Source organism: Pseudomonas germanica, assembly GCF_019614655.1.
GTDB classification, from domain to species: Bacteria; Pseudomonadota; Gammaproteobacteria; order Pseudomonadales; family Pseudomonadaceae; genus Aquipseudomonas; species Aquipseudomonas neuropathica.
Map to the genome: position 1 here is coordinate 5,565,381 of NZ_CP071586.1, position 17,132 is coordinate 5,582,512.

The 17,132-nt window shown below is 60.3% G+C and carries 13 protein-coding genes; 10 read left to right on the forward strand and 3 right to left on the reverse strand.

Annotated elements, in window-relative coordinates; translation table 11 throughout:
• Positions 1–3 precede the first annotated feature (3 nt).
• The 3 genes from J0G10_RS24620 to J0G10_RS24630 all read right to left on the reverse strand — a co-directional run bounded on the left by J0G10_RS24620 (position 4) and on the right by J0G10_RS24630 (position 2,912).
• Positions 4–855, reverse strand: a complete 852-nt coding sequence (locus J0G10_RS24620; RefSeq protein WP_095048262.1) for an ATPase — start codon at positions 853–855, stop codon at positions 4–6.
• A 116-nt stretch (positions 856–971) separates the two neighbouring features.
• Complete coding sequence (locus tag J0G10_RS24625; protein ID WP_220556924.1) at positions 972–1,964, reverse strand: NAD-dependent epimerase/dehydratase family protein; 993 nt, start codon at positions 1,962–1,964, stop codon at positions 972–974.
• Positions 1,965–2,018: 54 nt separating this feature from the next.
• Positions 2,019–2,912: a LysR family transcriptional regulator ArgP gene (locus J0G10_RS24630; RefSeq protein ID WP_095048264.1), complete on the reverse strand. Its 894-nt coding sequence runs from the start codon at positions 2,910–2,912 to the stop codon at positions 2,019–2,021.
• 96 nt (positions 2,913–3,008) lie between these two features.
• Between J0G10_RS24630 and J0G10_RS24635 the strand changes: the two genes are divergently transcribed.
• From J0G10_RS24635 to J0G10_RS24680, 10 genes are all read left to right on the forward strand, one after another.
• Entirely contained in the window at positions 3,009–3,410 is a 402-nt protein-coding gene (locus J0G10_RS24635) for an ACT domain-containing protein (protein ID WP_186622841.1), read from the forward strand.
• Positions 3,411–3,415: 5 nt separating this feature from the next.
• A complete protein-coding gene (locus J0G10_RS24640) occupies positions 3,416–4,018 on the forward strand; it encodes a LysE/ArgO family amino acid transporter (RefSeq protein ID WP_016986684.1) in 603 nt (200 codons plus the stop codon).
• A gap of 176 nt (positions 4,019–4,194) precedes the next feature.
• Positions 4,195–4,791 carry a superoxide dismutase gene (locus J0G10_RS24645; RefSeq protein WP_007918933.1) on the forward strand — a complete coding sequence of 199 codons (597 nt, stop codon included), beginning with the start codon at positions 4,195–4,197 and terminating at the stop codon, positions 4,789–4,791.
• 432 nt (positions 4,792–5,223) lie between these two features.
• A complete protein-coding gene (locus J0G10_RS24650; RefSeq protein WP_095125862.1) occupies positions 5,224–7,275 on the forward strand; it encodes a putative bifunctional diguanylate cyclase/phosphodiesterase in 2,052 nt (683 codons plus the stop codon).
• Between the two features lie 211 nt (positions 7,276–7,486).
• The gene (locus tag J0G10_RS24655) at positions 7,487–8,833 is read left to right on the forward strand and encodes an imelysin family protein (RefSeq protein ID WP_220556925.1); all 1,347 of its coding nucleotides are present in this window, start codon (positions 7,487–7,489) and stop codon (positions 8,831–8,833) included.
• 275 nt (positions 8,834–9,108) lie between these two features.
• Positions 9,109–10,536, forward strand: coding sequence for a di-heme oxidoreductase family protein (locus J0G10_RS24660; protein WP_220556926.1), 1,428 nt, complete (start codon positions 9,109–9,111; stop codon positions 10,534–10,536).
• A gap of 26 nt (positions 10,537–10,562) precedes the next feature.
• Positions 10,563–11,627 (forward strand): imelysin family protein, encoded by a 1,065-nt coding sequence (locus J0G10_RS24665; protein ID WP_038366849.1) that lies wholly within the window; start codon positions 10,563–10,565, stop codon positions 11,625–11,627.
• A 14-nt stretch (positions 11,628–11,641) separates the two neighbouring features.
• Entirely contained in the window at positions 11,642–12,742 is a 1,101-nt protein-coding gene (locus J0G10_RS24670) for a DUF1513 domain-containing protein (protein WP_220556927.1), read from the forward strand.
• Positions 12,743–12,922: 180 nt separating this feature from the next.
• Positions 12,923–14,071, forward strand: a complete 1,149-nt coding sequence (locus J0G10_RS24675) for an efflux RND transporter periplasmic adaptor subunit (RefSeq protein ID WP_095048272.1) — start codon at positions 12,923–12,925, stop codon at positions 14,069–14,071.
• 13 nt (positions 14,072–14,084) lie between these two features.
• Positions 14,085–17,120, forward strand: a complete 3,036-nt coding sequence (locus J0G10_RS24680) for a multidrug efflux RND transporter permease subunit (RefSeq protein WP_095125865.1) — start codon at positions 14,085–14,087, stop codon at positions 17,118–17,120.
• Positions 17,121–17,132 lie beyond the last annotated feature (12 nt).

The window sequence follows — 17,132 nt, forward strand, 5'->3', positions numbered from 1 at the left end:
AGCTTATGGGCGGGCGTTGATCTGCTGCTGCAGATTCTGGATTTGCGCCTGCAACGTATTGATGTTGCGGGTCATCTGCCCGCGGAAGGCGTCGAACTCGGCGGTATTGCCGCCTTGCGGGGCTGCCGGGCGGTTGTCCTGCTCGCTTTTGAGGACGACGATTTCCTGTTCGAGGCGATCGATCGCCGCGCTCGGGTTGCCCTGCTTCTTCAACGCCGCGATGTCGGCGCCGAGGCTTTTGAACTGCGCGTCAAAGGCCTTCAACTGAGCATCGACCTTGCTGGTGTCGGCCGGTGTGCTTTTCACCGTCGCCAGTTCCGCAGTCAAGGCTTTGACCTGCGCCTGCAACTGGGTATTGGCATTCTGCTGTTCAGTGGTCTGCGCGGTCATCTGTGCCAGTCGTTTGTCCAGATCACTGGCCTGCCCCGCGACGCCTTGCTGCTGTTTGCTCTGATCGAGCAGCTTGCCTTCAAGCTGTTTGATCTGCAGCTTGAGGGCTTCGCTGTCGCTGGTGACGTTGGACTGGCTGGCCACGACCTTGCCGGAAATGTCCTGCAAGCGCCCCGCCGCTTCTTCACTGATGCGCGCGAAGCTTTCCTGAGTCGCAACCAGTTGCTGCTCCATCAACGAGATTTGCTGGAAACTCCACCAAGCCAGACCGACGAAGGCGAAAAACAATGCGCCGACCAACGCCCACAACGGGCCGGTGCTGGCCGCCTTGACCTTGACCACGGGCGGCGTGCGCGAGTGCACGGAGGTGCGGGCGGTGGTCGGAATGTCATCGTCGTCGAAGGTGTCGGCCCGCAGGCTCGGGACATCATCGAAATCGTCGTGGGCATCATTACGCATGGACATTGAGGCAACCTTTGTGAAACGCGGTGATGGCTAAATGCTGCGAAGTATAACCGCCGCAGCCGCAGGGATTGACCCCCAAGCGGCTACACGGTTCATTGCCGCCCGGCCGAATCGTTTCAACGGATGTCCTGAGCTTTCCACCAGCCGCAGAACTCATCCAGCGCCGACCACAGGCTGACTTTCGGATCGTAGTCGAGATAATGCCGGGCGCGGCTGATGTCGAGGGTGAAATTTTTTTTCATCACCTGCATGCCCAGGCGCGACAGGGTTGGCTCCGGGCGCCCCGGCCAGAGTTTGCAAGCGCCCTCGTTGAGCGCCGCGACGCTGTAGGCCAGACCATACGAACGGTACTTGGTGACCTGCGGCACTTCCATTTTGCGCATCACGTAATTGACCACATCCCAAAGCGGCACCGGCGCGCCGTTGCTGATGTTGTAGGCCTTGCCCAGTGCGGAACCGGCGGCCAGCAAACTGCTGAGCAGCGCTTCGTTGAGGTTCTGCACGCTGGTGAAATCGACTTTGTTCAGGCCATTGCCGATGATCGCCAAGCGGCCCTTGCGCTGCATATTAAGCAGGCGCGGGAAGATGCTCATGTCGCCGGCGCCGGTGACGAAACGCGGGCGCAGGGCGATGGTTTCCAGGCCGAACTCCTGCGCACCGAAAACCTTTTGCTCAGCCATATATTTGGTCGCGGCGTAGTGATGCTTGAACCGCTTGGGCACTTGCTCTTCGGTCAGGTTGAAATGATCACGGCCATCGAAATAGATCGATGGCGACGACAGATGCACCAAACGGCGGACGCGCTGTTTCAGACAGGCTTCGACAACGTTTTCGGTGACCTGCACGTTTCCTTGATGAAAGTCCTGATAGCGGCCCCACAGCCCGACGGCGCCCGCGCAATGCACCACGGCTTCAACGTCGGAACACAACTCGCGGACCAGATCGGGATCGGTCAGGTCGCCGGGGACAAACTCGGCGCCACGGCGCACCAGATGCTCGACGCTCTCGGCCCGGCGACCGTTGACCCGCACGTCCAGGCCCTGCTCCAGGGCGAAACGCGCAAAGCGTCCGCCAATGAAGCCGCTTGCGCCGGTGACCAGAATTTTCATGTAAAGCTCCGATGTCTTTCGTTTTGCCTGATTCGTGTGTCTTGACGCTGGCCGTCAGTCCAACGGCACCAGCCATTGCGCCGAAGAACGCAGCAATTGCTCGGTCAGCAAGCCCAGCAGTTGACCGCCATTGCGCCAATGATGCCAGTACAACGGCACGTCGATCGGTTTATCTGGCAGCAGTTCACGCAATAACCCGCGTTGCAATTGATCGCGCACTTGCAGTTCCGGCACCAGGCCCCAGCCCAGTCCGGCTTCGATCAGGCGGATAAAACCTTCCGAGGACGGACATAAATGGTGTTCGAATCCGCCATCGACGCCCAACGAGGCGAGGTAGCGATGCTGGAGGAAGTCGTCCGGGCCGAACACCAGCGCCGGGGTGCGTGGCAGTTGCTCGGCGCGCACGCCGTCGGGGAAATGTCGCTCGATAAATGCCGGGCTGGCCAGCGCGCGATAACGCATCGCCCCGAGCAACACACTGCGTGCGCCGGCCACCGGCCGTTCACTGGCGCAGAGGCATGCGGCCACTTCACCGGCGCGCATGCGTTTGAGGCCGACGGTCTGGTCTTCGACAATCAGATCGAGCAGCAAATGTTGTTCGGCGCAAAAATCTCCCACCGCTTCGGCCCACCACGTGGCGAGGCTGTCGGCATTAAGAGCGATGCGCAAACGTTCCGGCAAACCCTCCTCGTCCAGCGCGGGCACAAGGGTTTGCAGGTCACGCTCAAGCAGACGCACCTGCTGCACATGGTTGAGCAGACGCCGGCCTATCTCGGTCGGCGACGGTGGCGTGCCGCGAATCAACACCGGCTGGCCGACCCGCGCTTCGAGCAGTTTGATCCGCTGCGAAATCGCCGATTGCGACAAACCCAGCACTTGCGCGGCCCGTTCGAATCCGGCCTGCTCGACCACGGCGGCCAGAGCAGAAAGCAATTTGTAGTCGAACATCAGTTTTCCTAATGAGCGATCAGCACTATTGGTTTTTCTTATACAGGTTTCGCCCGGAGAATAGCCAGCAAGCACTCTTTTTCAAGGATCACTGCAATGGCTGGCGAAACCTCACTCACAACCTTGTTGCGCAGCATGAGCCCGCAATTGAACGCCGGCGAATACGTATTCTGCACCCTGCCCGATGGCGTGTTACCGAGGGATCTGGAGATCGTCGGCAGCTTCCGCGAACAGGAAGGCCTGACCGTGATTCTCGAACGCTCCCAAGCTGAACAGGCCGGTTTCAGTTTCGACTACGTCGCCGCGTGGATCACCCTCAACGTGCACTCGGCGCTGGAAGCCGTGGGCCTCACCGCCGCATTCGCCACGGCACTGGGCAAGGCCGGGATCAGTTGCAACGTGATTGCCGGCTATTACCACGACCATTTGTTCGTCGGCCAGGCCGACGCCGAACGCGCCATGCAAGTGCTGCGCGATCTCGCAGCCAACGCGGAGTAATTGTTATGTGGCAAAGCTATGTGAACGGCCTGCTGGTGGCGTTCGGGCTGATCATGGCGATCGGCACGCAGAACGCGTTTGTATTGGCGCAGAGCTTGCGTCGTGAACACCACTTGCCCGTGGCGGCATTGTGCGTGGTCTGCGATGCGCTGTTGGTGGCGGCAGGGGTATTCGGGCTGGCGACGATTCTGGCGCAGAACCCGACGCTGCTGGCGATTGCCCGTTGGGGCGGCGCGACGTTTCTGATCTGGTACGGCAGCCAGGCACTGCGTCGGGCCTGTTCGAAACAAAGCATGGATCAAGGCGAAAACCAGACCGTGCGTTCGTTGCGCGCGGTGATGCTCAGCGCGTTGGCAGTGACGTTGCTCAACCCGCACGTTTATCTGGATACGGTGTTGCTGATCGGCTCGCTCGGCGCGCAGCAATCGGTGCCAGGGGCTTATGTAGTCGGGGCTGCGAGTGCTTCGCTGTTGTGGTTTTTCACGCTTGCGCTAGGCGCGGCATGGCTTGCGCCATGGTTGGCCCGGCCGAGCACCTGGCGGATTCTCGATCTGGTGGTGGCGTTGATGATGTTCACGGTTGCCGGGCAATTGATTTTCGCCAGCTGATTTATTCCAAACGGCTCTGGAACCTCTATCCCACACAGTTGTTGCGTGGTTATGGCGCAACCCCGGTGCTATGATCGAAACCCTGCGCCGCAAAGAGTAAAAACTCGCCGGTGCATTTCTGGCCGCCCGTGATCGGCCTTGCGCTCACCGCAACAGACCTGATTAGGAGAATCATCATGGCTTTCGAATTGCCGCCGCTGCCTTACGCACACGATGCCCTGCAGCCGCACATTTCCAAGGAAACCCTGGAATACCACCACGACAAGCACCACAACACCTATGTCGTGAACCTGAACAACCTGGTGCCAGGCACCGAGTTCGAAGGCAAGACCCTGGAAGAAATCGTCAAGACTTCCTCGGGCGGTATCTTCAACAACGCCGCTCAGGTCTGGAACCACACTTTCTACTGGAACTGCCTGGCGCCAAACGCCGGCGGTCAACCAACCGGCGCGCTGGCTGAAGCCATCAACGCTGCTTTCGGTTCGTTCGACAAGTTCAAGGAAGAGTTCAGCAAAACCTCGATCGGCACCTTCGGTTCCGGCTGGGGCTGGCTGGTGAAAAAGGCTGACGGTTCCCTGGCTCTGGCCAGCACCATCGGCGCCGGCAACCCGCTGACCAGCGGCGACACCCCGCTGCTGACTTGCGACGTCTGGGAACACGCTTACTACATCGACTACCGCAACGTTCGTCCGAAGTATGTCGAAGCGTTCTGGAACCTGGTCAACTGGAAGTTCGTTGCTGAGCAGTTCGAAGGCAAAACCTTCACCGCTTAAGCTGCGCGCCAGTCAAAAAACCCGGCTTTTGCCGGGTTTTTTTATGCCCGGATAGACCCCGTACGATGATCGTTCCCACGCTCCGCGTGGGCATGCAGCCGTGACGCTCCGCGTCACTGGACGCAGAGCGTCCCTGGAGGCATTCCCACGCGGAGCGTGGGAACGATCAAACAGAAAATGCAGCCTCAGGCCGCTTGCTGCCGTGCCACTGCGGGCTAACATCAAAAAGAGGAAAAAATGCTGCGAACCGCTCAAGTTGAGGGGCGAAACTACCGACATAGTACAAATTAGGGCTAATACTCCAGACAGCAGCATTTCGGACGAGACCACGGGCAAATCATCCCCGGCCTGATTGTCCCTTTGACTGCCAACTCGGGATTGCCAATACTCATGGCAACTTGACGCTACCCGCACGGAACAAGGAATAACCCTTTGAAGCTGGAACTCAAGAACAGCTTGTCGGTGAAGTTGCTCCGGGTCGTGCTCCTGTCGGCATTGATCGTCGGCGTAGTCTTGAGCTGCGCACAGATCGTTTTCGATGCTTACAAAACCCGCCAGGCCGTTGCCGGCGACGCCGAACGCATCCTCGACATGTTCCGCGATCCCTCGACCCAGGCGGTTTACAGCCTCGACCGGGAAATGGGCATGCAGGTGATCGAAGGCCTGTTCCAGGACGATGCCGTGCGTCAGGCCTCTATCGGCCATCCCAACGAAGCCATGCTCGCGCAGAAATCCCGCGAATTGCAGCAGTCCAACAGCCGCTGGCTGACCGACCTGATTCTCGGCCAGGAACGTACCTTCACCACGCAACTGGTAGGGCGTGGTCCGTACAGCGAGTACTACGGTGACCTGAGCATCACCCTCGACACCGCCACCTATGGCGAGGGCTTTATCGTCAGTTCGGTGATCATCTTTATTTCCGGGGTGTTGCGCGCACTGGCGATGGGCCTGGTGTTGTATCTGGTCTATCACTGGCTGCTGACCAAGCCGTTGTCGCGGATCATCGAACACCTCACCGAGATCAACCCCGATCGCCCCAGCGAACACAAGATTCCGCAGATCAAGGGCCACGAAAAAAACGAGCTGGGGATCTGGATCAACACCGCCAATCAGTTGCTTGAGTCGATCGAACGCAACACCCATCTGCGTCATGAAGCGGAAAACAGTCTGCTGCGCATGGCCCAGTACGACTTCCTCACCGGCCTGCCGAATCGCCAGCAACTCCAGCAGCAACTGGACAAGATTCTGGTCGACGCCGGCAAGCTGCAACGCCGGGTCGCGGTGTTGTGCGTGGGGCTGGATGATTTCAAAGGTATCAACGAGCAATTCAGCTACCAGACCGGCGACCAATTGTTGCTGGCCCTGGCCGATCGTCTGCGCGCCCACAGCGGTCGCCTCGGCGCCCTCGCTCGTCTCGGCGGCGACCAGTTCGCACTGGTACAAGCGGATATCGAGCAACCTTACGAAGCGGCCGAACTGGCGCAAAGCATCCTTGATGATCTGGAGGCGCCGTTCGCCCTCGACCATCAGGAAATCCGCCTGCGCGCGACCATTGGCATCACCCTGTTCCCGGAGGACGGCGACAGCACCGAGAAGCTGTTGCAGAAGGCCGAGCAGACCATGACCCTGGCCAAGACTCGCTCGCGCAACCGTTATCAGTTCTATATCGCCAGCGTCGACAGCGAGATGCGCCGCCGTCGCGAGCTGGAAAAAGACCTGCGCGATGCGCTGTTGCGTGATCAGTTCTACCTCGTCTATCAGCCGCAGATCAGCTATCGCGATCACCGCGTGGTCGGCGTCGAAGCGTTGATTCGCTGGCAGCATCCGGAACACGGTCTGGTGCCGCCGGACTTGTTCATCCCGCTGGCTGAGCAGAACGGCACGATCATCGCCATCGGCGAATGGGTACTCGATCAGGCCTGCAAACAACTGCGCGAATGGCACGATCAGGGCTTCGTCGACTTGCGCATGGCGGTCAACCTGTCGACGGTTCAGTTGCACCACGCCGAGCTACCGCGAGTGGTCAACAACCTGCTGCAGATGTACCGCCTGCCACCGCGCAGTCTGGAACTGGAAGTCACCGAAACCGGCCTGATGGAAGACATCAGCACCGCCGCCCAGCACTTGCTCAGCCTGCGCCGCTCTGGCGCATTGATCGCCATCGATGACTTCGGCACCGGCTATTCGTCCCTGAGCTATCTGAAAAGCCTGCCGCTGGACAAGATCAAGATCGACAAGAGCTTCGTTCAGGACCTGCTCGATGACGACGACGATGCGACCATCGTTCGCGCGATCATTCAACTGGGCAAGAGCCTGGGCATGCAGGTAATTGCCGAGGGCGTGGAAACCGCCGAACAGGAAAGCTACATCATCTCCGAAGGCTGCCACGAAGGTCAGGGTTACCACTACAGCAAACCGCTGCCGGCCCGGGAACTGGGCGCCTATCTCAAACAGGCGCAACGCAGTAACGCGGCCATTCTCTAGAAGATCGAAAGATCGCAGCCTGCGGCAGCTCCTACATTTGGAATGCGTTCCCACTGTAGGAGCTGCCGCAGGCTGCGATCTTTTGATCTGCGTAAATAAGAAATATTTCCAGCCACAACCCTTTACACATAATGCGAAAGATTTGCATTATGTCGCAGTTTTGCGCACCCCCAGCGCGAGTCCACTCAACTATCGAAGCAGGATGTTCGCCATGATTCGTATGCCTCTGGCTACCGCCAGTCTGCTGGCCATCGCTATTTCCCTCGCCGGTTGCGGCGAAGGCAAAGACAAGGCCGCCGCTCCGGCCGCACCGACCCCAGCCGCCAGCACCACCGCACCTGCGGCGGCGCCTGCCACTGCCGGTAAAGTCGACGAAGCCGCCGCCAAGGCTGTGGTCGCGCACTACGCCGACATGGTCTTCGCCGTTTACAGCGACGCCGAATCCACCGCGAAAACCCTGCAAACCGCCGTTGACGCCTTCCTCGCCAAGCCGAACGCCGACACCCTGAAAGCCGCCAAGGCTGCCTGGGTCGCCGCGCGCGTTCCGTACCTGCAGAGCGAAGTGTTCCGCTTCGGCAACACCATCATCGACGATTGGGAAGGTCAGGTTAACGCCTGGCCTCTGGACGAGGGTCTGATCGACTACGTCGACAAATCCTACGAGCACGCTTTGGGTAACCCGGGCGCCACCGCCAACATCATCGCCAACACCGAAGTTCAGGTCGGCGAAGACAAGGTCGACGTCAAAGACATCACCCCGGAAAAACTCGCCAGCCTCAACGAGCTGGGCGGTTCCGAAGCCAACGTCGCCACCGGCTACCACGCGATCGAATTCCTGCTCTGGGGCCAAGACCTCAACGGCACCGGCCCTGGCGCTGGCAACCGTCCGGCCTCCGACTACCTGGAAGGCGCCGGCGCCACTGGCGGTCACAACGATCGTCGTCGTGCTTACCTGAAGTCCGTGACCCAACTGCTGGTCAGCGACCTGGAAGAAATGGTCGGCAACTGGAAGCCGAACGTGGCTGACAACTACCGCGCCACCCTGGAAGCCGAGCCGGGCGAAACCGGTCTGCGCAAAATGCTCTTCGGCATGGGCAGCCTGTCCCTGGGCGAACTGGCCGGCGAGCGCATGAAGGTTTCCCTGGAAGCCAACTCCCCTGAAGACGAGCAGGATTGCTTCAGCGACAACACCCACAACTCGCACTTCTACGATGCCAAAGGCATTCGTAACGTCTACCTGGGCGAGTACACCCGTGTTGACGGCACCAAAATGACCGGCGCCAGCCTGTCGTCGCTGGTGGCCAAGGCCGACCCGGCTGCCGACACCGCACTGAAAGCCGATCTGGCCGCCACTGAAGCCAAGATCCAGGTCATGGTCGATCACGCCAACAAGGGTGAGCACTACGACCAGTTGATCGCTGCCGGCAACACCTCTGGCAACCAGATCGTTCGCGACGCGATCGCATCGCTGGTCAAGCAGACCGGTTCGATCGAAGCCGCTGCCGGTAAACTGGGCATCAGCGACCTGAACCCGGACAACGCTGATCACGAGTTCTGATCAACTGCGTCTGCGTCAAAAAAAGGCGACCTTCGGGTCGCCTTTTTCATACCTGCCGTACACGGCTCACTGTAGGAGCTGCCGAAGGCTGCGATCTTTTGACTTTGCTTCTAAAAAGACAGATCAAAAGATCGCAGCCTTCGGCAGCTCCTACAGGGGTTTTGCATAGGCCTTCAGATTCGCGTTGTATCAAGCAAACGATAATTCCTCTTATTCAAACTCCTTCGCCCTGTTAGACTTTGCGCCTTTATTTTCGCCCGTCCGCAGGATGTCTGATGCCCTCGCTGCCTCTTCGCTTGTCCGCACTGTTGCTGGCCCTGGGCCTGAGTGCGTGCGATGACGCCCCGCGTTTCACCAAGGCTGAGCCGGGTGAAGCACGTTCGGGCGGTGCAGCGACCGTGCGCAAGACCGATCAGAACGCATTCTCCCTGCCTTCGGCGAATCTGCCACCGTCGCGGCGGGTGGATTTCAGTGTCGGCAACAGTTTCTTCCGCAGCCCATGGGTGATCGCACCGTCGACCACCACTGCGCGCGATGGTCTCGGCCCGCTGTTCAACACCAACGCCTGCCAGAACTGCCACATCAAGGACGGTCGCGGCCATCCGCCAACGCCGGATGCCGCCAACGCGGTGTCGATGCTGGTGCGCCTGTCGATCCCTGATGCGCCGCAATTCGCCAAGCTCATTGAGCAGGTCGGCGTAGTGCCGGAGCCGGTCTACGGCGGCCAGTTCCAGGACATGGCCGTGCCCGGCGTAGCCCCCGAAGGCAAAGTGCGCGTCGATTACACGCCAGTGCCCGTGCGTTTCAAGGACGGCACCGAAGTCGAGTTGCGCAAACCCGTCTTGCAGATCACCCAACTGGGCTACGGCCCAATGCACCCGGACACGCGTTTTTCCGCCCGCGTCGCGCCGCCGATGATTGGTCTGGGCCTGCTCGAAGCGATCCCCGAAGAAGCCATCCTTGCCAACGCCGCCGCACAGGCCAAAACGAAAAACGGCATCAATGGCCGCCCCAATCAGGTCTGGGATGACGCCTTGCAGAAGACCGTCATGGGCAGATTCGGCTGGAAAGCCGGGCAACCGAACCTCAATCAACAAAATGTTCACGCGTTTTCCGGTGATATGGGTCTTACGACGAGTTTGAGACCCTTTGATGACTGCACCGACGCGCAAACTGCCTGCAAACAGGCACCGAACGGCAATGGCCCGGACGGCGAGCCGGAAGTCAGCGACAACATCCTGCGTCTGGTGCTGTTCTACAGCCGTAACCTCGCCGTACCCGCGCGGCGTGGCGTCAACGATGAACAAGTGCTGGCCGGCAAGAACCTGTTTTTCCAGGCCGGTTGCGATTCGTGCCACACGCCGAAATACACCACCGTCGCCAACGCAGCCGAACCTGAACTGGCCAATCAGGTGATTCGTCCGTACAGCGATCTGTTGCTGCATGACATGGGCGACGGCCTGGCCGACAACCGTACGGAATTCCAGGCCTCTGGCCGCGACTGGCGCACGCCGCCGTTGTGGGGGATCGGCCTGACGCAAGCCGTCAGCGGCCACACACAGTTTTTGCATGACGGTCGCGCGCGCGATCTGCTCGAAGCGGTGCTTTGGCATGGCGGCGAAGCGCAAGCCGCGCAGCAACAGGTTTTGTCTTTCAATGCCGAGCAGCGTGCCGCGCTGCTGGCGTTTTTGAACTCACTTTAAACACTGAAAAGAATCGGGAGCCCGACATGTTCCGTCCCAAGCTACTGTTCACCAGCCTTGCCGCGCTCGCCCTCGGTGCCTGCTCGCCGCAGGATCCGCAAGCGGTCACGTCGGCGGCCATCGCCAAATCAGTGATCCTGCCGACCTACACCCGTTGGGTCGAGGCCGACAAGCAACTGGCGGTCAGCGCCCTCGCCTACTGCCAGGGCAAGGAAACCCTGGAAACCGCCCGCGCCGATTTCCTGCACGCGCAGAAAGCCTGGGCCGAGCTGCAACCGCTGCTGATCGGCCCGTTGGCCGAGGGCAACCGTTCGTGGCAAGTACAGTTCTGGCCGGACAAGAAGAACCTCGTCGGCCGTCAGGTCGAGCAATTGGTCGTCGCGCAGCCGCAGATCGACGCCGCCGCCCTGGCCAAATCGAGCGTAGTCGTTCAAGGTCTGTCGGCGTACGAGTACATCCTGTTCGACGCCAAGCCTGACGTGGCCAACGCCGAGCAGAAAGCCAAGTACTGCCCACTGCTGATCGCCATTGGCGAACGACAGAAGCAACTGGCCGAAGAGATTCTGCAGGGCTGGAACAACACTGACGGCATGCTCGCGCAGATGACCAAGTTCCCCAACCAGCGCTATGCCGACTCCCACGAAGCGATCGCCGATCTGCTGCGTGTGCAAGTCACTGCACTGGACACTCTGAAGAAAAAACTCGGCACGCCAATGGGCCGCCAGAGCAAAGGCGTGCCTCAACCGTTCCAGGCCGATGCCTGGCGCAGCCAGTCCTCGCTGACCGCACTGGAAGCCAGCCTCGCCGCTGCCAAAACCGTCTGGGAAGGTGTCGACAACAAAGGCCTGCGCGGTCTGTTGCCGGCTGAGCAGAAGCCACTGGCGGACAAGATCGACGCTGCCTACGCCGCTTCGCTGAAACTGTTCGACAGCACCCAGCGTTCGCTCGGCGAAATGCTGGAGGATGACGCCGGTCGCCAGCAACTCAACGACATCTACGACAGCCTCAACGTCGTCCATCGCCTGCACGAAGGCGAACTGGCCAAGGCGCTGGGTATCCAACTGGGCTTCAACGCCAACGACGGTGACTGATGAGGGCAAGTGCCATGCTGCGACGTCAGGTTCTGACTTTAGGTAGTGCACTGCTGGGAGCAGTGACGCTGGGCGGCTGGACGCTGTTCAAACGCAAGGATCAGAGCCCGCTGCTGCTGTCGGCACGCGACGACACCGACGGCAAGCACTACGCCGTCGGCTATCGGCTGGACGGCACCCGGGTGTTCGCCACCGAAGTCGGCCAGCGTTGCCACGACATCATCAACCACCCGACGCAGTCGATCGCGCTGTTCGTCGCCCGTCGTCCAGGCACCGAGAGTTACCTGATCGACCTGCGCGACGGCACGTTGCTGCAGACCGTGACGTCGCAGCCGAACCGGCATTTCTACGGCCACGCCGTGGTGCACAAGGACGGCGAATACCTGTACGCCACCGAGAACGACACCACCGATCCTGGCCGTGGTTTGCTCGGTGTGTACAAGTTCGAAGGCGAACGGCTGGTGCACACCGGCGAAATTTCCACCCACGGCCTCGGCCCGCATCAGGTGTCGTGGATGCCCGATGGCGAGACGCTGGTGGTGGCCAATGGCGGGATTCGTACCGAGGCAGAAAGCCGCGTCGACATGAACCTCAACGCCATGGAGCCAAGTCTGGTGCTGATGCAGCGCGATGGCACCCTGCTGAGCAAGGAAACCCTCGCCCAGCAGATGAACAGCGTGCGCCATCTGGGCATCGCCAGCGATGGCACCATCGTCGCCGGTCAGCAGTTCATGGGCGCCTCGCATGAGCGTTCGGAGTTGCTGGCGATCAAGCGTCCGGGGCAGCCGTTCGTGGCGTTCCCGTTGCCGGAGCATCAGTTGCAGTCGATGGGGCATTACACCGCCAGTGTTGCGGTGCACAGCGACTTGCGCCTGGTTGCGCTGACGGCGCCGCGTGGCAACCGCTTCTTTATCTGGGATCTGGACAGTGGCGAGGTGCGCCTCGACGCGCCGTTGCCCGATTGCGCGGGTGTGGGTGCGGTGAAGGACGGTTTTGTCGTGACCTCCGGGCAAGGACGTTGCCGTTACTACGATTGCCGTCAGGATGAGCTGCTGGCCAAGCCACTGGAATTACCGGCGGGGCTCTGGGACAACCATCTGCACTTGATGGCGTAAAACTGCCTTAAAAGATCGCAGCCTGCGGCAGCTCCTGCATTGGAATGCACTCCTCTGCAGGAACTGCCGCAGGCTGCGATCTTTTTGCGCCCCCCTGTAAGAACTGCCAGTTGGAATCCCCCCTGTACTCGGAGTAATGTGCCCGCCTGTCTCACCTGATTTATCCAAGGAACTGGAAATATGCTGCGTCGCCGCATGCTGATCATGTTGGGTGTTGTTTTGTTGATCGTCCTGGTGCTGGGCGGATACAAAGCCTTTTCGATCTACACAATGATCCAGGGCTTTTCCAAGCCGAAACCGCCGATCAGCGTTGCCGTGGCCAATGCCACCGAACAGCCGTGGCAGATGCGTCTGCCGACCGTCGGCACGCTCAAGGCGCTGCAAGGTGTCGAGCTGAGCCTGGAAGTCGCCGGCACCGTCACCGAACTCAAGTTCGAGTCCGGACAGAAGGTCAAGGCCGGGCAACCCTTGCTGCAACTCGACAGTGGCGTCGAAACCGCCCTGCTGGAAACCGCCAAGGCTGATCTCGGTCTGGCGCAACTGGACTTCGGCCGTGGCGCGCAACTGGTCGACAGCCGCGCAATCTCCAAAGGCGAGTACGACCGGCTCTCCGCTGTACTGCAAAAAAACAAAGCCACGGTCAATCAGCTCAACGCTTCGCTGGCGAAAAAACGCATCCTCGCACCGTTCAGCGGCACCATCGGCATCCGTCAGGTCGACGTCGGCGACTACCTCGCCAGCGGCACCAAAATCGCCACGCTGCAGGACTTGAGCAGCCTCTACGCCGACTTCTACCTGCCCGAACAATCGGTGCCGAAACTGGCCATCGGTCAGCCGGTGCAGATTGCAGTCGCCGCCTATCCCAAGCAAAACTTCGCCGGCAAGATCAGCGCGATCAACCCGATCGTCGAAAGCACTACGCGCAACATTCTGGTTCGCGCCACGCTGGCCAACCCCGACGGCAAATTGCTGCCGGGCATGTTCGCCAGCCTCGAGGTGTTGTTGCCGGATCCGCAGAAACACATTGTCGTGCCGGAGAGCGCGATCACCTACACCCTCTACGGCAACTCGATCTACGTGGTCGGGCAAAAGAAAGCCGAAGACGGCAGTCTCGAAAAGGACGACAAGGGCCAACCGGTGCTGATCGCCGAACGCCGCTTCATCGAAACCGGTGAACGCCGCGATGGCCTGGTGATGATCAACAAGGGCGTGCAGAGCGGCGAACAAGTGGTAACGGCTGGCCAGATCAAACTGGACAACGGCGCCCACATTGCCATCAGCGACGACAAGACCCTCGGCGAGCAGAACAGTCCGCCGCGCGCCGACTGATCAAGGAAATCCCATGGCTTTTACTGATCCGTTCATCCGCCGCCCGGTGCTCGCCACCGTGGTCAGCCTGTTGATTGTGCTGCTGGGCTTTCAGGCCTGGAGCAAGTTGCCGCTGCGCCAATACCCGCAAATGGAAAACGCCCTGATCACGGTGACCACCGCTTACCCCGGGGCCAACGCCGAAACCATTCAGGGCTACATCACCCAACCTATGCAGCAGAGCCTCGCCAGCGCCGAGGGCATCGACTACATGACTTCGGTCAGCCGGCAGAACTTCTCGGTGATCTCGATCTACGCGCGCATCGGCTCCAACACCGACCGTTTGTTCACCGAACTGCTGGCCAAAGCCAACGAGGTGAAAAACAAGCTGCCACAGGACGCCGAAGACCCGGTGCTGAGCAAGGAGTCCGCCGACGCCTCGGCGCTGATGTACATCAGCTTCTTCAGCAAGGATTTGAGCAACCCGCAAATCACCGACTACCTGTCACGGGTGATCCAGCCAAAACTGGCGACCTTGCCGGGCATGGCCGAGGCGGAGATTCTCGGCAATCAGGTGTTCGCCATGCGCCTGTGGCTCGACCCGGTGAAACTCGCCGGTTTCGGCCTCAGCGCCAGCGATGTGACCAACGCCGTGCGCCAGTACAACTTCCTCTCCGCTGCTGGCGAAGTGAAAGGCGAGTACGTGGTCACCAGCATCAACGCCAACACCGAACTGAAATCCGCTGAAGCCTTCGCGGCGATTCCGCTCAAGGTCAGTGGCGACAGCCGCGTGTTGCTGAGTGATGTCGCGCGGGTGGAAATGGGCGCGGAAAACTACGACTCGATCAGCTCGTTTGGCGGCACGCCGTCGGTGTACATCGGCATCAAGGCCACCCCGGGCGCCAACCCGCTGGATGTGATCAAGGAAGTGCGCAAGCTGATGCCGGAGCTGGAAGCGCAACTGCCGCCGAACCTGAAAAGCGAGATCGCCTACGACGCCACACTGTTTATCCAGGCCTCGATCGATGAAGTGGTAAAAACCCTGTTCGAGGCGGTGCTGATCGTCATCGTCGTGGTGTTCCTATTCCTCGGCGCATTGCGCTCGGTAGTAATCCCGGTGGTGACCATTCCGCTGTCGATGATCGGCGTGATGTTCTTCATGCAGATGATGGGCTACTCGATGAATCTGCTGACGCTGCTGGCGATGGTGCTGGCCATCGGTCTGGTGGTGGACGATGCGATTGTCGTGGTGGAAAACATTCACCGGCATATAGAGGAAGGCAAGACGCCATTTGATGCGGCGCTGGAAGGCGCACGGGAAATCGCCATGCCGGTGGTGTCGATGACCATCACCTTGGCGGCGGTGTATGCGCCGATCGGTTTCCTCACCGGGCTGACCGGAGCGTTGTTCAAGGAGTTTGCGTTGACCCTGGCCGGCGCCGTGGTGATCTCCGGGATCGTCGCCCTGACCCTGTCGCCGATGATGTGCGCGTTTTTGCTACGCCACGAGGAAAATCCCAGCGGCCTCGCGCACCGCCTCGACCGCATTTTTGACGGCCTCAAGCGCCGCTATCAGAGCATGCTCCACGGCACGCTGAACACGCGTCCGGTGGTGCTGGTGTTCGCAGTGATCGTGTTGTGCCTGATCCCGGTGTTCCTCAAGTTCACCAAATCGGAACTGGCCCCGGACGAAGATCAGGGCATCATTTTCATGATGGCCACTGCGCCGCAGCCAACCAACCTCGATTACCTGAGTACCTACACCGACGAGTTCATCAAAATCTTCAAGGAATTCCCGGAGTACTACTCCTCGTTCCAGATCAACGGCTACAACGGCGTGCAGGCCGGCATCGGCGGTTTCCTGCTCAAACCATGGAACGAGCGCAGTCGCACGCAGATGCAAATCCTCCCCGAGGTACAAGGCAAACTGGAAGGCATTCCTGGCTTGCAGATCTTTGGTTTCAACCTGCCCTCCCTGCCCGGCACCGGTGAAGGCCTGCCGTTTGAGTTCGTGGTCAACACCGCCAACGACTATGAACTACTGCTGCAAGTGGCAGACCGGATCAAGAAACGTGCAATGGAGTCGGGCAAGTTCGCCTTCGTCGATCTCGATCTGGCGTTCGACAAACCCGAGGTGGTGGTCGATATTGACCGCGCCAAAGCAGCGCAGATGGGCGTGTCGATGCAGGATCTCGGCGGCACGCTGGCGACGCTGTTGGGCGAGGCGGAAATCAACCGTTTCACCATTGATGGGCGCAGCTACAAGGTCATTGCCCAGGTCGAGCGCCCCTATCGTGATAATCCGGACTGGCTGAACAACTACTACGTGAAAAACACTCAGGGCGAGTTATTGCCGCTGTCGACGCTGATCAAGGTCAGCGACCGCGCTCGACCGCGCCAGCTCAATCAGTTCCAGCAACTTAACGCCGCGAAGATCTCCGGTTTCCCGTTGGTGAGCATGGGTGAAGCTATCGACACCGTGTTGCAGATTGCCCGCGAAGAAGCACCGGCCGGGTTTGCTTTCGACTACGGCGGCGCATCGCGACAGTTCGTGCAGGAAGGCAGTGCCCTGTGGGTAACCTTCGCGCTGGCGCTGGCGATTATCTTTCTGGTGCTGGCGGCGCAGTTCGAAAGCTTCCGCGATCCGCTGGTGATCCTGGTGACGGTGCCGTTGTCGATCTGTGGGGCGTTGATTCCGCTGTTCCTCGGCTGGTCGAGCATGAACATCTATACCCAGGTCGGGTTGGTGACGCTGATCGGGCTGATCAGTAAACACGGCATCCTGATCGTCGAGTTCGCCAACCAGTTGCGCAAGGACAAGGGCCTGACGGCGCGCGAAGCCGTTGAGGAAGCGGCGGCGATTCGCTTGCGGCCGGTGTTGATGACCACGGCGGCGATGGTGTTTGGTATGGTGCCGCTGATTCTGGCCACGGGCGCCGGTGCGGTGAGCCGTTTTGATATCGGCATGGTGATTGCCACGGGGATGTCGATTGGCACGTTGTTTACGCTGTTCGTCTTGCCGTGCGTTTACACCCTGCTGGCGAAACCCGATCCCAAGCCAACCGCATAACCCCTGTAGGAG

Excerpts from the sequence above, each read along its gene's own strand:
- J0G10_RS24655 (WP_220556925.1), top strand. The coding sequence starts at position 7,487 with ATGATTCGTATGCCTCTGGCTACCGCCAGTCTGCTGGCCATCGCTATT.
- J0G10_RS24620 (WP_095048262.1), bottom strand. The coding sequence starts at position 855 with ATGTCCATGCGTAATGATGCCCACGACGATTTCGATGATGTCCCGAGC.
- J0G10_RS24625 (WP_220556924.1), bottom strand. The coding sequence starts at position 1,964 with ATGAAAATTCTGGTCACCGGCGCAAGCGGCTTCATTGGCGGACGCTTT.
- J0G10_RS24680 (WP_095125865.1), top strand. The coding sequence starts at position 14,085 with ATGGCTTTTACTGATCCGTTCATCCGCCGCCCGGTGCTCGCCACCGTG.
- J0G10_RS24660 (WP_220556926.1), top strand. The coding sequence starts at position 9,109 with ATGCCCTCGCTGCCTCTTCGCTTGTCCGCACTGTTGCTGGCCCTGGGC.
- J0G10_RS24675 (WP_095048272.1), top strand. The coding sequence starts at position 12,923 with ATGCTGCGTCGCCGCATGCTGATCATGTTGGGTGTTGTTTTGTTGATC.
- J0G10_RS24635 (WP_186622841.1), top strand. The coding sequence starts at position 3,009 with ATGGCTGGCGAAACCTCACTCACAACCTTGTTGCGCAGCATGAGCCCG.
- J0G10_RS24670 (WP_220556927.1), top strand. The coding sequence starts at position 11,642 with ATGCTGCGACGTCAGGTTCTGACTTTAGGTAGTGCACTGCTGGGAGCA.
- J0G10_RS24665 (WP_038366849.1), top strand. The coding sequence starts at position 10,563 with ATGTTCCGTCCCAAGCTACTGTTCACCAGCCTTGCCGCGCTCGCCCTC.
- J0G10_RS24640 (WP_016986684.1), top strand. The coding sequence starts at position 3,416 with ATGTGGCAAAGCTATGTGAACGGCCTGCTGGTGGCGTTCGGGCTGATC.
- J0G10_RS24645 (WP_007918933.1), top strand. The coding sequence starts at position 4,195 with ATGGCTTTCGAATTGCCGCCGCTGCCTTACGCACACGATGCCCTGCAG.
- J0G10_RS24630 (WP_095048264.1), bottom strand. The coding sequence starts at position 2,912 with ATGTTCGACTACAAATTGCTTTCTGCTCTGGCCGCCGTGGTCGAGCAG.